Annotated in this window: 17 protein-coding genes; 7 read left to right on the top strand and 10 right to left on the bottom strand. The window is 62.3% G+C overall.

What is annotated here, in order from left to right; genetic code table 11:
• Positions 1–81: 81 nt before the first annotated feature.
• Complete coding sequence (locus GR198_RS30225; RefSeq protein ID WP_164070120.1) at positions 82–1,422, top strand: Nramp family divalent metal transporter; 1,341 nt, start codon at positions 82–84, stop codon at positions 1,420–1,422.
• Between the two features lie 57 nt (positions 1,423–1,479).
• Here the strand turns inward: GR198_RS30225 and GR198_RS30220 are convergent, their stop codons facing one another.
• Entirely contained in the window at positions 1,480–2,250 is a 771-nt protein-coding gene (locus GR198_RS30220) for a tRNA1(Val) (adenine(37)-N6)-methyltransferase (RefSeq protein WP_029872637.1), read from the bottom strand.
• 6 nt (positions 2,251–2,256) lie between these two features.
• The gene (locus tag GR198_RS30215; RefSeq protein ID WP_003545870.1) at positions 2,257–2,484 is read right to left on the bottom strand and encodes a putative signal transducing protein; all 228 of its coding nucleotides are present in this window, start codon (positions 2,482–2,484) and stop codon (positions 2,257–2,259) included.
• 108 nt (positions 2,485–2,592) lie between these two features.
• Between GR198_RS30215 and GR198_RS30210 the strand changes: the two genes are divergently transcribed.
• From GR198_RS30210 to moaB, 4 genes are all read left to right on the top strand, one after another.
• Complete coding sequence (locus tag GR198_RS30210; protein ID WP_029872636.1) at positions 2,593–3,609, top strand: polyprenyl synthetase family protein; 1,017 nt, start codon at positions 2,593–2,595, stop codon at positions 3,607–3,609.
• Positions 3,610–3,743: 134 nt separating this feature from the next.
• Entirely contained in the window at positions 3,744–5,576 is a 1,833-nt protein-coding gene (locus GR198_RS30205) for a tetratricopeptide repeat protein (RefSeq protein WP_029872635.1), read from the top strand.
• A gap of 51 nt (positions 5,577–5,627) precedes the next feature.
• Positions 5,628–6,539 (top strand): 4-(cytidine 5'-diphospho)-2-C-methyl-D-erythritol kinase, encoded by a 912-nt coding sequence (locus tag GR198_RS30200; RefSeq protein WP_164070118.1) that lies wholly within the window; start codon positions 5,628–5,630, stop codon positions 6,537–6,539.
• A complete protein-coding gene (gene moaB / locus GR198_RS30195) occupies positions 6,539–7,090 on the top strand; it encodes a molybdenum cofactor biosynthesis protein B (protein WP_029872633.1) in 552 nt (183 codons plus the stop codon). Before GR198_RS30200 ends, moaB begins: the two co-directional genes overlap by 1 nt.
• A 30-nt stretch (positions 7,091–7,120) precedes the next feature.
• On the opposite strand, the gene GR198_RS30190 is transcribed toward moaB, so the two are convergent.
• Together GR198_RS30190 and GR198_RS30185 are read right to left on the bottom strand one after the other, a co-directional pair.
• Positions 7,121–7,435, bottom strand: a complete 315-nt coding sequence (locus GR198_RS30190; protein WP_029872632.1) for a hypothetical protein — start codon at positions 7,433–7,435, stop codon at positions 7,121–7,123.
• A gap of 181 nt (positions 7,436–7,616) precedes the next feature.
• Complete coding sequence (locus GR198_RS30185; protein WP_029872631.1) at positions 7,617–8,135, bottom strand: glycosyltransferase family A protein; 519 nt, start codon at positions 8,133–8,135, stop codon at positions 7,617–7,619.
• A 139-nt stretch (positions 8,136–8,274) separates the two neighbouring features.
• Here GR198_RS30185 and GR198_RS30180 point away from each other — a divergent pair, with 139 nt between their 5' ends.
• Together GR198_RS30180 and GR198_RS30175 are read left to right on the top strand one after the other, a co-directional pair.
• On the top strand, positions 8,275–9,432 hold the full coding sequence (locus GR198_RS30180; protein WP_164070116.1) for a PA0069 family radical SAM protein: 1,158 nt from the start codon (positions 8,275–8,277) through the stop codon (positions 9,430–9,432).
• 255 nt (positions 9,433–9,687) lie between these two features.
• A complete protein-coding gene (locus tag GR198_RS30175; RefSeq protein ID WP_029872629.1) occupies positions 9,688–10,377 on the top strand; it encodes a ribonuclease HII in 690 nt (229 codons plus the stop codon).
• 387 nt (positions 10,378–10,764) lie between these two features.
• Here the strand turns inward: GR198_RS30175 and GR198_RS30170 are convergent, their stop codons facing one another.
• From GR198_RS30170 to GR198_RS30145, 6 genes are all read right to left on the bottom strand, one after another.
• Positions 10,765–11,256 (bottom strand): F0F1 ATP synthase subunit B, encoded by a 492-nt coding sequence (locus GR198_RS30170; RefSeq protein ID WP_029872628.1) that lies wholly within the window; start codon positions 11,254–11,256, stop codon positions 10,765–10,767.
• Positions 11,257–11,259: 3 nt separating this feature from the next.
• A complete protein-coding gene (locus GR198_RS30165; RefSeq protein ID WP_029872627.1) occupies positions 11,260–11,883 on the bottom strand; it encodes a F0F1 ATP synthase subunit B in 624 nt (207 codons plus the stop codon).
• Between the two features lie 77 nt (positions 11,884–11,960).
• The gene (locus GR198_RS30160) at positions 11,961–12,188 is read right to left on the bottom strand and encodes a F0F1 ATP synthase subunit C (protein WP_003545854.1); all 228 of its coding nucleotides are present in this window, start codon (positions 12,186–12,188) and stop codon (positions 11,961–11,963) included.
• Positions 12,189–12,255: 67 nt separating this feature from the next.
• Positions 12,256–13,008: a F0F1 ATP synthase subunit A gene (locus GR198_RS30155; RefSeq protein ID WP_029872626.1), complete on the bottom strand. Its 753-nt coding sequence runs from the start codon at positions 13,006–13,008 to the stop codon at positions 12,256–12,258.
• Positions 13,009–13,070: 62 nt separating this feature from the next.
• Complete coding sequence (locus GR198_RS30150) at positions 13,071–13,409, bottom strand: AtpZ/AtpI family protein (RefSeq protein ID WP_025393373.1); 339 nt, start codon at positions 13,407–13,409, stop codon at positions 13,071–13,073.
• A 271-nt stretch (positions 13,410–13,680) separates the two neighbouring features.
• The gene (locus GR198_RS30145; protein ID WP_164070114.1) at positions 13,681–14,892 is read right to left on the bottom strand and encodes a cell wall hydrolase; all 1,212 of its coding nucleotides are present in this window, start codon (positions 14,890–14,892) and stop codon (positions 13,681–13,683) included.
• Positions 14,893–15,053: the final 161 nt, after the last annotated feature.

The raw sequence follows: 15,053 nt of genomic DNA, 5'->3' as shown, positions 1-15,053 counted from the left end.
CTTGAATTTGTTGTTGCGAATGACTTGCATTATCATTCTAATTCGTCATAGTGCACGCACGATAAAACAGGTGGAAATCGCATGGACGCGCTCAATCCGAATACAAAGAGCGGCTGGCGGCACGAACGCGGAGAAGCGTCGCTGTCGGATGTCTACCGCACCGTCGGAACCGGGCGTCACAGCTCGATGTGGCGAAGGGCGGCAGCCTTTGCCGGGCCGGGCTACATGGTCGCCGTCGGCTACATGGACCCCGGCAACTGGGCGACCTCGCTCGCCGGCGGCTCGAAATTCGGCTATGCGCTGCTCACCGTCGCGCTGCTTTCCAACCTGATGGCGATCGTGCTGCAATCGCTCTGCGCGCGCCTGGCGATCGCGTCGGGCCGCGACCTCGCGCAGGCCTGCCGCGACGCCTTTCCGAAATATATCTCGCTGCCGCTCTGGGCCTTTGCTGAAATCGCCATCATCGCCACCGATATCGCCGAGGTGATCGGCACGGCGATCGGCCTCAACCTGCTGATGGGCATCCCGCTCGAACTCGGCGTGCTGATCACCGCGCTCGACGTTTTCGTGATCCTCTTCCTGCAGAAGCTCGGCTTCCGCTGGGTGGAAGCCTTCATCATCGCGCTGCTCGGCGTCATCGCGGTCTGCTTCGGCGTGCAGATCCTGCTGGCCGACCCGCAATGGGGCGCGGTCCTCACCGGCTTCTTCCCGACGACGGAGATCGTCACCAATCCGGAGATGCTCTACTTGGCGCTCGGCATTCTCGGTGCGACCGTCATGCCGCATAATCTCTACCTCCACTCCGGCATCGTGCAGACGCGGGCCTATGGCCATACGGTTCCCGAAAAGAGGGAGGCGCTGACCTTTGCGACGATTGACTCTACGGTTGCGCTCTGTTTCGCGCTGCTGATCAACGCCTCGATCCTGATCCTGGCAGCCGCCGCCTTCAATGCGCACGGCAAGACCGACGTCGTCGAACTCGGCGATGCCTATTCGCTGCTGTCGCCGCTGCTCGGCCTCGCCATCGCGCCGACGCTGTTCGGCATCGCGCTTCTCTGCTGCGGTCTCAACTCGACGGTGACGGCGACGCTTGCCGGCCAGATCGTCATGGAAGGCTTCCTGAAGATCCGGCTGAAGCCGTGGGTGCGCCGGCTGATTACCCGGGCCATCGCCATCGTGCCGGCAGCGATCGTCACCATCTGGTATGGCGACCAGGGCACGGCGGAGCTTTTGATCCTCACCCAGGTGGTGCTCAGCCTGCAGCTTTCCTTCGCCGTCTTCCCGCTGGTGATGTTCACCGCCAACAAGGCCAAGATGGGCGAACTCGTGGCGCCGCGCTGGCTGAGTGGGCTTGCCTATCTGATCGCGGTCGTGATCGCCGGACTGAACGTCAAGCTGCTCCTCGACTTCGTCACCGGCTGAAGCAATTCGGGAAAACGGGAAGCGGTTTCCCAGGAATGACGTGGGAACTAAACCAGCCTAAAGCCTGGCATAGGCCGCCCGGCCATTGTTGAAATCATCGACGAGAGGGGAGAACTTGTGGCTCCCCTCTTCGTGCATGATGACGGCCGCCCGCAGCGACAGCCGCGCCCGCGATCCCTTGATTGCGGTCACCAGGATCCGCACGGCGTTTTCACCCGGACGCGGATGGATGGCGGTGATCTCGATGCCGCCGAAGCGCCGGCCGCAGGCCGTGATGATCTCGGCGATCGACTGTGGCCTGGCGATCAGCGACAATTGCCCGCCTGATATCATGATGGCGCCGGCCGTGCGGATCCAGCTTTCGAACAGGCCATCGGTCATCGCATGGGCTTCGGCCTTCAGCGCATCCGGGGTGCGCCGGTCGCCGGCGTCGTTGAAGGGCGGGTTCATGATGACGTGGTGGAAGCTCTCATCGGTGAGCCCCGCATCGTTGCGTGCCTTGGCGGTCAGCGTCACATCGGCCTCGACGACGCTGACGCGGTCCGCGATATGGGCATTGTCGGGCAACAGGATGCTGCGGCGGGCATAATCGGCCATCTCGGCCGAGCGTTCGAAAAGCACCACTTCTGCATCGGCAAGGCGCGAGGCGACGGCAAGGCCGGCAGCGCCGGCGCCGGCGCCGAGATCGGCAACCCTGACCGGGCGACCGTCGGCGACCAGAGCCGCAAGCAGCATCGCATCCATGCCGGAGCGATGGCCCCTGCCCTTCGGCTGCACCACATGGAAGCCGCCGCGATGAAAGGCATCGACAGTGTCAGTGGCGGTCATCGGAGCTCACTTCCGCTCGCGCAGCTCGCCGCCGAGACCGGCATCGGTGAGGATGCGGCGCGCCTGATCGGCCATCTCCTCATCCACCAGCAGGCGGCGCGACAGCATGCCGAGCGAGCCTTCCAGCACGCTCATGCCCTGATCGGCGATGAAGCAGTGAATTCCGGCATCCTTCATCAAACTCTCGGCATAGGAGAGAAGAACGGGATCGTTGGCGCGGATAAGCTCATGCATTTGCCGTCGTTTTCCTTCCAATTTCGCCCAGCGCGACAATTCACCCCTTGCCGCGTCCATCGCCCCTTTCTATTGTCAGATGCAATGAATGAATAGGAGTCCGGGTCGTTGGGCGTGGTCATACCGCTTGAAGAAAGCAAAAACAAACTGGCATCCATAAAGCCGCTGGTCGATCTCACCAGGGCGGATATGGAGCGAGTAAACCAGCTCATTCTGTCTAAGGCCGGCTCCGATGTGCAGATGATCCCCGAAGTGGCGAACCATCTGATCTCGTCCGGCGGCAAGCGGCTGCGGCCGATGCTGACACTGGCTTCCGCGTCACTGTTCGACTACAGGGGCGAAAACCACGTCAAGCTCGCCACATCGGTCGAGTTCATGCATACGGCAACGCTGCTGCATGACGACGTCGTCGACGAAAGCGATCTTCGCCGCGGCAAATCGACAGCGCGGATGATCTGGGGCAACCAGGCAAGCGTGCTGGTCGGCGACTTCCTGCTCGGCCAGGCCTTCCGGATGATGGTCGATGTCGGCTCGCTCGATGCGCTCGACGTCTTGTCTTCCGCCGCCTGCGTGATCGCCGAAGGCGAGGTGCTGCAACTTTCCGTCGCCAAGAACATGGAGACGACGGAGGACGATTATCTCTCGGTCATCCGCGCCAAGACGGCCGCTCTCTTTGCCGCCGCCTCCGAAGTCGGGCCGATCGTCGCCGAGGCAGGCCGGTCCGGCCGCAATGCGCTGAAATCCTACGGCATGAATCTCGGGCTCGCCTTCCAGTTGGTCGACGATGCGCTCGACTATGGCGGCAAGGCGGCCGATCTCGGCAAGAATGTCGGCGACGATTTCCGCGAGGGCAAGATCACCCTGCCGGTCATTCTCGCCTATCGCCGCGGCACCGAGGATGAGCGCGCCTTCTGGCGTGATGCGATCGAGGCCGGCAACAGCACCGACGCCAACCTCGAAAAAGCGCTGGGACTGATCACCAAATACGGCACGCTCAGCGACACGATCGGCCGCGCGATCCATTACGGCACGATCGCGCGCGATGCGCTTGCGCCCCTTCCCGATACGGTCTGGAAATCCGCCCTGATGGAAGTGATCGACTTCTGCATCGAGCGCGTCAATTGATCAAACGTCCTTGATCGCAGGCTGATTTTCTTGCAGCGCCGCTTCAAAAAAGCCATCCTGTTATGAATCAGTGATCGCAACTGGTTTTGCGGCCGGCACCATTTGTCGGGACGCTGTCGAAGAAAGGTTTCCTAATGCGGCAGAGAATTGCCATCCGTCTTCTTACGAGCGCAGCGCTGGCCGCTGTCCTTTCGCTCAGCGGTGTCGGCGGCGCAAACGCCGAGGATGCGGCCAAGACAGACGATGCCGGCACGGCCGTTCACTTCGATGCGGATAGCGTCACCACTTTCTCCGGCGCCTTTCTCGCCGCGCGCACGGCCGATGTCGATCATGACTATGAAACGGCGATCGAACTCTACAAGAAGGCGCTGCAGATCGAGCCCGGCAATCCCGAGATTCGCCAGCGGCTGATGATCTCGCTGCTGCTCAATGGCGATATCAAGGACGGCGTCAAATATGCCAATGACCTGAAGGGCGATCCTTCCGTCGAGCGTATCACCACGATCGTACGCGGCATGGATGCCGTGCGCCGCGACGACTACAAGTCCGCCGAGGCCATCCTGAAATATAAGGGGCCAAACGATCTCGACCGGATGATGAACGACCTGCTGCTCGCCTGGGCCCGCGTCGGCGCCGGCCGCGGCAAGGAAGCGCTCACGATGGTCGAGAAGATGAAGGGGCCGGACTGGTTCCGCATCTTCCAGAATTACAATGCCGGCGCGATCGCCATCGCCATCGGCGACGTGAAATCCGCCCGCAAGCATCTGAACGATGCCGTGCTCGACAAGGAGGGCGGCGCGACCGCGCCCGACACCTTCATGCGCGCCGTGATGGCGCTTGCCCGCCTCGAAGCAACACAAGGCAATAAGCAGAAGGCGCTCGACGCCGTTTCCGTCGGCGACAATCTGCTGCCGAACTATGCGCCGCTGAACGCGCTGCGCGACAGTATCGACAAGAACGAGAAGCAGGAGCAGCAGGTCAAGACGGCCGAAGAAGGTGCCGCCGGCGTGCTCTTCTCGGTCGGCGGCGCGCTGAACCGCGACGGCGCCGAGGACATCGTCTCGCTTTACCTGCAGACGGCCAATGCGCTCGATCCGAACAGCGCCGATACGCTGGTGCTGCTCGGCGGCATTGCCGAGAAGCAGAACCAGATGGACCGCGCCATCGCGCTCTACAAGAAGGTGCCGGAGAGTTCGCCGATGCGGCGTATCTCCGAGCTGCAGCTCGGCCTTGCCCTTGCCCAGGGCGGCAAGGTGGACGAGGCGCGCAAGCATCTGCAGGCGCTGATCGCCTCCGACCCGAAGGACATCCGCAGTTACCTCGCCTATGGCAGCGTGCTCTCCGACGCCAAGGACTACCAGGCGATGGCCACGAATTACGACAAGGCCGTCGAAACGATCGGCCCCATTCCCGGCCGCGCCAACTGGAGCGTCTTCTTCCAGCGCGGCATTGCCTATGAGCGGCTGAAGAAGTGGGACCAGGCGGAACCGAACTTCCGCAAGGCGCTGGAGCTCAATCCCGACCAGCCGCAGGTGCTGAACTATCTCGGTTATTCCTGGATCGACATGAACCGGAACCTCGACGAAGGTCTCGGCATGATCAAGAAGGCCGTCGACCTTCGCCCTGACGACGGCTACATCATCGATTCGCTCGGCTGGGCCTATTTCCGCCTCAACCGCTTCGACGATGCCGTCGACGAGTTGGAGCGGGCCGCACAGATCAAGGCCGGCGACGCGACGATCAACGACCATCTCGGCGACGCCTACTGGCGCGTCGGGCGCAAGCTCGAGGCCGTCTACCAGTGGAACCGGGCGCTCGCCTCCGAGCCCGAAGCTGCCGAGATCCCGAAGATCAAGGACAAGGTCGCCAACGGCCTGCCTCCCGTCAGTGACGATGCCAAGGCGGCCGACAAGAAGCAGCCGGATCCGGCGCCCGTCACCCCGCCGCCGGTCGACAAGAAATCCTGACGGACCATGCCTGACAAGGGCATCGCCGGCGTGAGATCAAAGAAATAGAGCATGATGTCGTCCGAAAACCGCTCACACTTTTCGGCATCATGCTCCAGCATCACCGAGGAAGCTCGTGCGAAGATCAACCTGGCCCTGCATGTGACGGGCCAGCGGCCGGATGGCTATCATCTGCTCGATATGCTGGTGACCTTCGCAGACCACGGCGACCGGCTGGGCTTCACGCGGTCGCCGGCCGACGAATTCAGCCTGTCGGGGCGATTCGGAGAAACACTTGCCGGCGATGGCGGCACCAACCTGGTTCTGAAGGCGCGCGATCTCCTGCGCGAGGCAATCGGTCCCCTCGCCTTTCCGGTCCGCATCCATCTCGAAAAGAACCTGCCGATCGCCTCCGGCATCGGCGGCGGCTCGGCCGATGCAGCTGCGACGCTGCGCGGGCTGATGCGGCTCTGGGGCACGACGTTATGCGCGGAAACGCTTGCCGCGCTGGCGCTGAAGCTCGGCGCCGACGTGCCGATGTGCCTGGAGAGCCGGCCGCTGGTTGCCCGCGGCATCGGCGAAAAGATCGAAGCTGTGCCTGATCTGCCGGCCTTTGCCATGGTGCTCGCCAATCCGCTGAAGGGCGTCTCGACGCCTGAGGTTTTCCGCCGGCTGGCGACAAAGAACAATCCGGCCCTGAGCTTGGCACTGAGCCCGCCTCAGACTGCCGACTGGCTCGCGGCAATTGCTGCTGCCCGCAACGACCTGGAGCCGCCGGCGCGCGAACTCGTGCCCGAGATTTCGGAGATCTCGTCGATGCTGCAAGCTCACGGCGCCCTGTTGACCCGCATGTCCGGTTCCGGCGCCACTTGCTTCGGCATCTTTGCGAGCATGACTGCTGCCGAAGATGCGGCGGCAGCTCTTCACGACGAGCGCCCTGGCTGGTATTTCCAGGCGACGGAAACGGTTTCGGGAGGCGCATGATGGCAGGTCTGGACGAAAAGCGGCCCTTCATCGCGGTCGGCATTGCGGTTCTCACGATCTCGGATACCCGCACGCCGGAGACGGACAAGTCAGGCGACACGCTGGCGGCGCGGATTACGGAGGCCGGGCATAGGCTGGTCGACCGGGGGATCGTGCCCGATGATCGCGAAAAGATTGCCGCGCAGGTGAAGGCCTGGACTGAGAACCAAGACATAGACGTCGTCATCACCACCGGCGGCACCGGCTTTACCGGCCGCGATGTGACGCCAGAAGCGCTGGAACCTTTGTTCGAAAAGCGGATGGACGGCTTTTCCGCCATCTTCCACCGGATCTCCTACGAGAAGATCGGCACGGCGACGATCCAGTCGCGCGCCACGGCAGGTGTTGCCAACGCCACCTTCATCTTCGTGCTGCCGGGTTCGCCCGGCGCCTGCCGGGATGCCTGGGACGGCATTCTGAAAGGACAGCTCGACTATCGCAGCGTGCCGTGCAATTTCGTCGAGATCATGCCGCGTCTGGACGAGCACCTGAAACGCGGCGCGGCGAAGTAGGGCATGCCCCTGGCGCACCAGGGGCATTCACTATGTGGCCAGGCCCGGCAGGACGGGCATCGTGTCCCAGCTATCACCCGACAGCAGAACGCAGCTTATGCCGTGAACATCCGTGACGATGAGTGTCCAGGTGCCGCTTTCGGCGGCATAGACCTCGAGAATGGCGTTCTGGTTGATCAGTCCGACTGCCGTGAGCTTTTCGGCGAAGTTCTTGTCCAGGAAATTGACGATTTCGGGTCGGCCTGCGCAACTGCGCATCACCTGCGATGCTGCCGAATGCGGATGCGCGATCACCAATGTCGGCAATATGACGGCCAGCAGGCCGTAGATCATACTGCGTACCATGACGCACCTCCTTTCGCCGGGAGCCCGGCAGAAGAGGAGATTTTCGCTGACCTGTTCTGCCGTTCACCGGCATTCCATGGCCATTCCGTTGCGAAGCGCGGCGCTTCGACGGCGCCATGTTTGAATTATAGCGCGAAATCCTATTGGGCGCCATCTTTTGCTCATGTAGAGGGTAGCAGCCCTACCGCGCAGCGCGGGCGACCCAGGAGGGAATGAGTTCGCTCGCCAGCCGGCGCGGCTTCTGGCCCTTGACGAATTCGGTGAGCCGCATGCCGCTTTTGGCGGTGGCGAGCGCCAGCTTCTTCGGCATCAGCAAACCAAGCTCCAGCGGCGGCACGGCCCGGCCGACACGCTGGAAGAACGGGCGCCGGTAGCCGCGTGAAGCGGTGAAGCGCGCCGGCAGCTTGTTCAGCGCCATATATTCGGCGATCTCATCGATCCAGCCGGCCTGGGGTCTTGCGCCAGGCTCGACGAAGAGCAGCCATTCGCCCCGCGCCGAGCGGACGATGTCCTTGATATCCCATTGCGAATGGAAGCGGCAGCCGGCGGCGTCGGCCACCCGCGAGGTGCCGTCGCGCGAGCCGTGATCGAGCACGACCACATCGCTCACCAGCCCCTCCACCGCGCCTGCCACCAATACCGATAAAGTCTGCGCCAGCTCAGATTCCTGATCCTGACATTCGAGAACAACCGTCAACATTGACTATTTATAATGCGCCGCACAAAATTTTGCCAGCATCGTTTTCCTCATTTTGTTCTTGCATTGTTCTGGTTTTGCGGATAGGAATTTAATCAGCAAAACGGGCGGAGGCGATGGCTTTCCGCCGCGGGAGAATCCGATGAGAGAGCAGTCCCTGGCAGGGCAGGCCGCATTCGCGCCTGCCAATACGGCAGATATTGCCGATGCGATGATCGTGTCCTCCGGCCTGAGAGTCGAGGTCGATCGGCGGCGCGGGCGTGGGGCGGGACTGAACCCGACAGGGCGGTTCGAGGCGCTGCAGCGGGAGACTGTCGACGATGGCTGGCAGACATGGGAAGAGCTGCCGCCGTTCAAGACGGAAGTGCAGGTCGAGAAACCGCGCACGGCCATCACCCGCAACGAATCGCCGGACATTCCCTTCGACCGCTCGATCAATCCCTATCGCGGCTGCGAGCACGGCTGCATCTATTGTTTCGCCCGGCCGACACACGCCTATATGGGGCTTTCTGCAGGGCTCGATTTCGAGACGAAGCTCTTTGCCAAGCCCGATGCGGCAAAACTTCTGGAGCGGGAACTCGCCAGGCCCGGCTACAAGGTGCGGGTGATCGCGATCGGCACCAATACCGATCCCTATCAGCCGATCGAGAAGGAATGGCGCATCATGCGCGGCATTCTCGAGGTGTTGAACAAGGCGAACCATCCGGTATCGATCGTCACCAAGTCGGCGATGATCCTGCGGGATATCGACATTCTGCAGGAGATGGCGGCTAAGAACCTGGTGCGCGTCGGCATCTCGGTGACTACGCTCGATCGCAAGCTCGCCCGGACGATGGAGCCGCGTGCCGCCACGCCGCCGCGGCGGCTGGAGACGATCCACACCCTTGCGGAAGCCGGCATCCAGACGGCGGTCATGGCCGCCCCGCTCATCCCGGCGCTGAACGACCACGAGCTGGAGCGTATCCTCGAATCGGCAAAGGCTGCCGGCGCCGCCGAGGCGAGCTATGTCATCCTCAGACTGCCGCTCGAGGTCAGCCCGCTGTTTCGCGACTGGCTGCTGCAGCATTATCCCGATCGTTACCGGCATGTGATGTCGCTGGTACGCTCGATGCGCGGCGGCAAGGACTATGATGCCGAATTCGGCAAGCGCATGAAGGGCGCCGGTCCCTATGCCTGGCAGATCGCCCGGCGCTTTGAAATGGCGGCCCGGCGTTTCGGCCTGACGCGCCGCAGCGTGCCGCTGCGCGACGATCTGTTCGTACCGCCGGATGGCAGCGGCGTACAGCTATCGCTGCTCTAACCTTTTGTTTTTACGCAATTCCTGAAATTTCCTCTAACCTTTTACGCAATTCCGGACGGAAAGCCGCGCCGCACTTTTCCTGGAATTGCTTCAAGCTTGCGCATCGGCATCTCGACAAAACCGCCCTGTTTTCGAGCTCCGAGCGCAATTCCCGCGGATGGCCCTGACCGCCACCATCCGTCGGGGCCAGTCCCCGGCCGCCGCCCTGATCCGGGGACTTGCGGGAAATCGGGTTGGCGTGCGAGGTTCAGCCGCATGAAACCTCGCACGCCACCCGATTCTCCCCTGCTTTTCGACACGGCTCCGCTCGTGCCGGATTTCCGACTGGAACTCAAAGCCCGCAAGGCCGGCCACTGGCCGGTCGCCGGCGCCGACGAGGCTGGCCGCGGGCCGCTGGCGGGACCCGTCGTTGCTGCAGCCGTCATCCTTGATCCCCGGCGCATCCCTGAGGGTCTCAACGATTCCAAGCAGCTTTCGGCGCAACGGCGCGAGGAACTGTTCGTGCAGATTCTGGCGACTGCGACCGTCTCCATCGCCTCCTCCAGTTCGACGCGCATCGACGAGACGGATATCCGCAAGGCAAGCCTCGACGCCATGCGCCGCGCCATCTGCAGCCTCGCCATTCCGGCAAGCTACGTGCTGACCGACGGGCTCGACGTGCCGCCCGGCCTCGACTGCCCCGGACAGGCCGTAGTCAAGGGCGATGCCCGCTCGGTCTCGATCGCCGCCGCCTCGATCGTCGCCAAGGTGACGCGTGACCGGATGATGGCGCGGGCCCACAGCGTGTTTCCGGATTACGGCTTTGCCGCGCATGTGGGCTACGGCACGGCGCAACACCGCGCCGGCATCGAGAGGCACGGCCCCTGTTCGCTCCACCGGATGAGCTTCAGACCGTTGCGCAAGACCGAGAACGGTCCCGAGACGGACGAATTGCTTTCCGAATAGATCGCCCAGAGAAGGCCGAGCAAATGAGAAGGCCGCGATATACCAGCTGTCAGACTGCTGACAAAGTCGGCCAATTCCACTTTCCTCATGCTCTGCTTTCTGGTTTACGCTGATGGCTGCCCCTCACCCTAACCCTCTCCCCGTAAACGGGGCGAGGGGACGTGCCCTGCGAGAAGGTGGTGGGACCGGAAAGGGTGCGGCAGATCCCCTTCTCCCCGCAGGCGGGGAGAAGGTGCCGGCAGGCGGATGAGGGGCACCGGACTGCAGTGGGTTTAACCGAAGATCCGCAACAGATCCTCTGCGCGAGGCCGAGCAAAAACCAAGCCTTGCCAACAAAGAAAAGGCCGGGACATGCCCGGCCTCCCCTCTCAATCTATTCGAAGCAGCTCAGTTGAGCCGCGTCTTGACCTGGCCGACGGCATTGCCGAAGAGCTCGGACTGGATCTTGGCGTCGGCCCGCTTGGCAAGTACGGTTTCAGCGGCCGCGATTGCGAGATCGACAGCGGCGGAACGCACCGCCTTCATCGCCTCGACCTCGGCCTGCTTGATCTTCTGCTCGGACAGCGCCGTGCGATTGGCGACGAATTCTTCCGTCTTCTTCTTCGCTTCGGCGGTCAGCATTTCGGCCTCGCGCTCGGCGGCGGCAACGATGTGGGCGGCTTCGGCTTCCGCTTCCTTGCGCTTGCGCTGGTATTCGGCGAGCAAGTGCTGGGCCTCCTCGCGCAGGCGCTTGGCTTCGGCCAGCTCGTTGCGGATCTGGTCGGCGCGGTCGTCGAGCGACCGTGCCATCATGCCCGGAACCTTCAGGTAAACGACCAGCGCCAGGAAGAGGACGAGGCCGACAAAGGCGAAGAAAGTCGCGTCAAAGGCAAATTCCATCGATCAAGCCTCCTTCTTGGCAGCCGCGACGGCGGCGGCGACATCGGCCTTGGCAACGGTGCCGCCGATCAGCTGATCGACCACGGCAGCCGCCGTTTCCTCGGCAATGGTGCCAACGTCGGCGAAGGCCTTGGCCTTGATCTCGCCGATACGCAGCTCGGCAGCCTTGATCTTTTCCGAAAGGCTCGCCTCGACAGCGCGGCGTTCCTCTTCGGCCTTGGCCTTGGCGGCGTCGCGTGCGGCGGAACCGATCGCGTTGGATTTGGCGCGGGCAGCGGCCAGTTCACCTTCATAGGTCTGGACGGCGGCGTCGGCTTCGGCCTTCAGGCGGCCTGCCTCTTCCAGATCCTGGGAAATGCGCGTGTGACGCTGATCGAGGATGGCCCCGATGCGCGGCGCGATGACCTTCTGCATGAGCAAATAGAAGACGCCGAACGTGATCACCAGCCAGAGCAGCTGGGACGCGAAGGTCGTCGAATCGAAAGGCGGGAAAGGGCCGCGGGCGTGTTCGCCTTCGGCAACACCAGTCTCGGTATGGACCTCGCCTGCGGCCGGAGCGGCATGCGCATCCGTACCCGTCGCTGCCGCCGGTGCTTCCTCAGCGTAAGCCGGGGTCACAAAAAACATGCTCACCTCCAGGTGGACTGCAAATGCAAAGGATCACGGCTTGCGGTCGCAGGCCGTGATCCATCTATTCGCCGATATCAGACGGCGAAGAGGAGGAGGAGAGCGACGAGCAGCGAGAAGATGCCCAGAGCTTCCGTAACGGCGAAGCCGAATACCAGACGGCCGAACTGGCTGTCAGCGGCAGACGGATTGCGCAGAGCGCCGGAGAGGTAGCTGCCGAAAATATTGCCGAGGCCGAGAGCCGTACCGGCCATACCAAAGCAAGCCAGGCCTGCACCGATGTACTTTGCTGCTTCCGCTTCCATGTTGAACTCCTTTGAAATGGTTGTTGCGGCGAATGACTGACGCCCTTTGACGTCGATGTCGTTATCCTTAGTGCCCGCCCGGATGGATTGCATCGTTGAGGTACATGCAAGTCAGCACCGCAAAGACGTAAGCCTGAAGGAAGGCGACGAGGAACTCGAGACCGGTCAGGGCGACGGTCATGATGAGGGGAAGAACGGCGCCGCCGATACCGAGAGCACCCATGGTTCCGAGCGAGGCGACGAAGCCTGCGAACACTTTGAGCGTGATGTGACCGGCGAGCATGTTGGCGAAGAGACGAACCGAGAGTGAAATCGGTCGCGACAGGAAGGAGATGATTTCGATCGAGATGACCAGCGGCAGCAGAAGGCCCGGCACGCCCGAGGGCACGAAGACATTCAGGAAGTGGAAGCCGTGCTTGTAGAAACCGTAGACGAGAACCGTACCGATAACCAAGAGCGCGAGCGCGAAGGTGACGATGATCTGGCTCGTCACCGTGAAGAAATACGGGAACATGCCGAGCAGGTTGGCCGTCAGGACGAACATGAAGAGCGAGAAGACCAGCGGGAAGAACTTCATTCCCTGCTTGCCAGCGCCTTCCTTCAGCATGTTGGCGATGAATTCATAGGACATTTCCGCGACCGACTGCGAGCGGCCCGGCACGATGGCGCGGTTCGAGGTCGCGAAATAGAGGAAGCCTGCGGCAACGGCAGCCGAAGCGGCCATGAAGAGCGATGCATTGGTGAACGAAAAATCAATTCCGCCGATTTCGATCGGCACAATCTTCTGGATCAGGAACTGATGAGTCGGATCGTTAGACACCGCTTGTTCTCTCTCTTTGGCCCGCAGGACGCGGGGTCATTGCACTGGACCGGAACCGGTCCTTATTTCTTGTCGTCCTTGTCGTCCAGGGGATGGGCCACCACCCCCGCAGAACGCAGCACGTTCAGAACGCCGGCACAAAATCCGAGAAGCAGAAGAACAATCAAACCCCAAGGCGCCGTGCCAACAAAACGGTCGAGGACATAGCCAAGCAGAGCACCGACGACGATTGCGGAAATGAACTCGCTGGAAAGCTTCATCGCCTGGGCATAACCTTTGCGGCTTACCTCGGCGCGGGCTTCCCTAGCCTCGTCCTGTCCCGTCTCGACGCGCTTGGTCGCGAGTTTCGCTCCCAATTGCGCACGGCGCTTTTCAAGACTTTCCTCGCGGTCATCCGCCATGGATCTCTCCTCGCCTGTCCGTCGCCCGCACTCCCGCTACCCCGGTCATTCGGACCCCGGACGCGAAGGTTGAGACCCTTCCGGCCCGTTCTGAAGTCGCGCGCAACATAGTTTTAGGGATTAGCATAGTCAAGGCGTAGACAGCTTCTGTCCAGCGAGAAAATAATTCCATCAAATCAAAGAGATAAATCGACTCCGGGTCGATCGCGCAAATTCGACGGAAAGAATCCGCTTTTCCGGGCCGGAAATCGGCTTGCCCCGGCGATTTATCTCAGCTCCAGCCGCCGCCATAGGTGCGGTAGAAGACATGAAGACCGATGCGGCCGACCTTTTCCATGGTCTTTGCCCATTTCGGTCTGACATAGACGGCATGGTAATGCGTCGCCGAGCCCACCTGCGGCAGCCAGATCTTGCCTGATGTCACCGCCATCGCCACATCGCGGGCGACTCGCCAGTGATATTCCGAGTTCACCCTGTCCTTGATGCTGTCGCAGGCGAAGGAAAACTGGCAGCGGTTGCGCCAATCCTCGTTCTGGTAGACGACGCCGCAGATGGTCTTCGGATAGGAAGGGTTGCGGACGCGGTTGAGGATGACCTGGGCGACGGCCGCCTGCCCCTTCACCGATTCTCCACGCGCCTCGAAATAGATGCCGGAGGCAAGGCACTGCTGTTCGCGGGCGGAAAAGACGCTCGGCGCCAGCACGCTTGCGGCCCAAGCATGATCGCGCGGGCCGATCTCCGGAACGAAGCGTCCGCTGTCCTGTTCGGCCAGGATGGAATCGAAGGGCGATTGGCGGGCATAGTCAGGTGCTGCCGGCGCATAGGCGGTGGCCAGCACGTCGGCCTTGCTGCTGGTGACGAGGCTTGCGAGCATGGCCGGCACGCCACTATCGGTCACGACAGGCTGCTTCTTATAGAAAGAAGTGGCGATCTCGATTTCCTTGCCCTGGATCTTCGGTTTGACGAAGGCCGACCTGTCCTTGAGATCGAAGCTCGGGGTAAAGAGCATCTTGGTGCGCTCAAGGATCGAGCCGGCGGAAAAATCCTTCGGCGGCTGCATCTTCTCGACGGCGACGACACGGCCCTTCTTGCTGCCGCGGTTGACGCGATCCTCGTCCGGCGTGTCTTCGTGGCCCTTATCCTTGGCGGCAAAGGCGACCTTGCGGCCATCGGGCAGCACCATGCCGGCACCGGCAGAGATCGAACCCGTCACCATCGGCTCTGCGAAGGCGAGCTCGGCCTGGTGGATGGAGCCGGCCGGCGAATTGGTCAGCACCATGCGCCAGTTCTCCCCCTCATGATCGAGGCCGGCGAGCATGGCGGCGAGATCGGCATGGGATGCGACGCTCGGGAAAATCAGCCAGCCGGCGAGACCGAAGATTACGGGCGACACCCAATTCTCGGGAATGAGACGCAGCTTGCTACGGGAAGGGCTCTTTCGACGCAACACGGACTCCGGGCATGGAACGCGGGAACATTCCATTAAAAATCCCGCATTAACCTTGATGTCCGGTTAACAGGCTGTGCCGAAATGTGCCCATGAGAATTTTTGTATATTCTAATGTGCCGGAATTTTTGGGGGGATGAGATGTGTCGTAGCCTCGCAAAAGGCCCCTCCCCAACCCCTCCCCACAAGGGGGAGGG

The organism is Rhizobium leguminosarum, assembly GCF_010668065.1.
Classification (GTDB): Bacteria; Pseudomonadota; Alphaproteobacteria; order Rhizobiales; family Rhizobiaceae; genus Rhizobium; species Rhizobium leguminosarum_S.
This window is presented reverse-complemented; position numbering and strand designations above follow the sequence as displayed.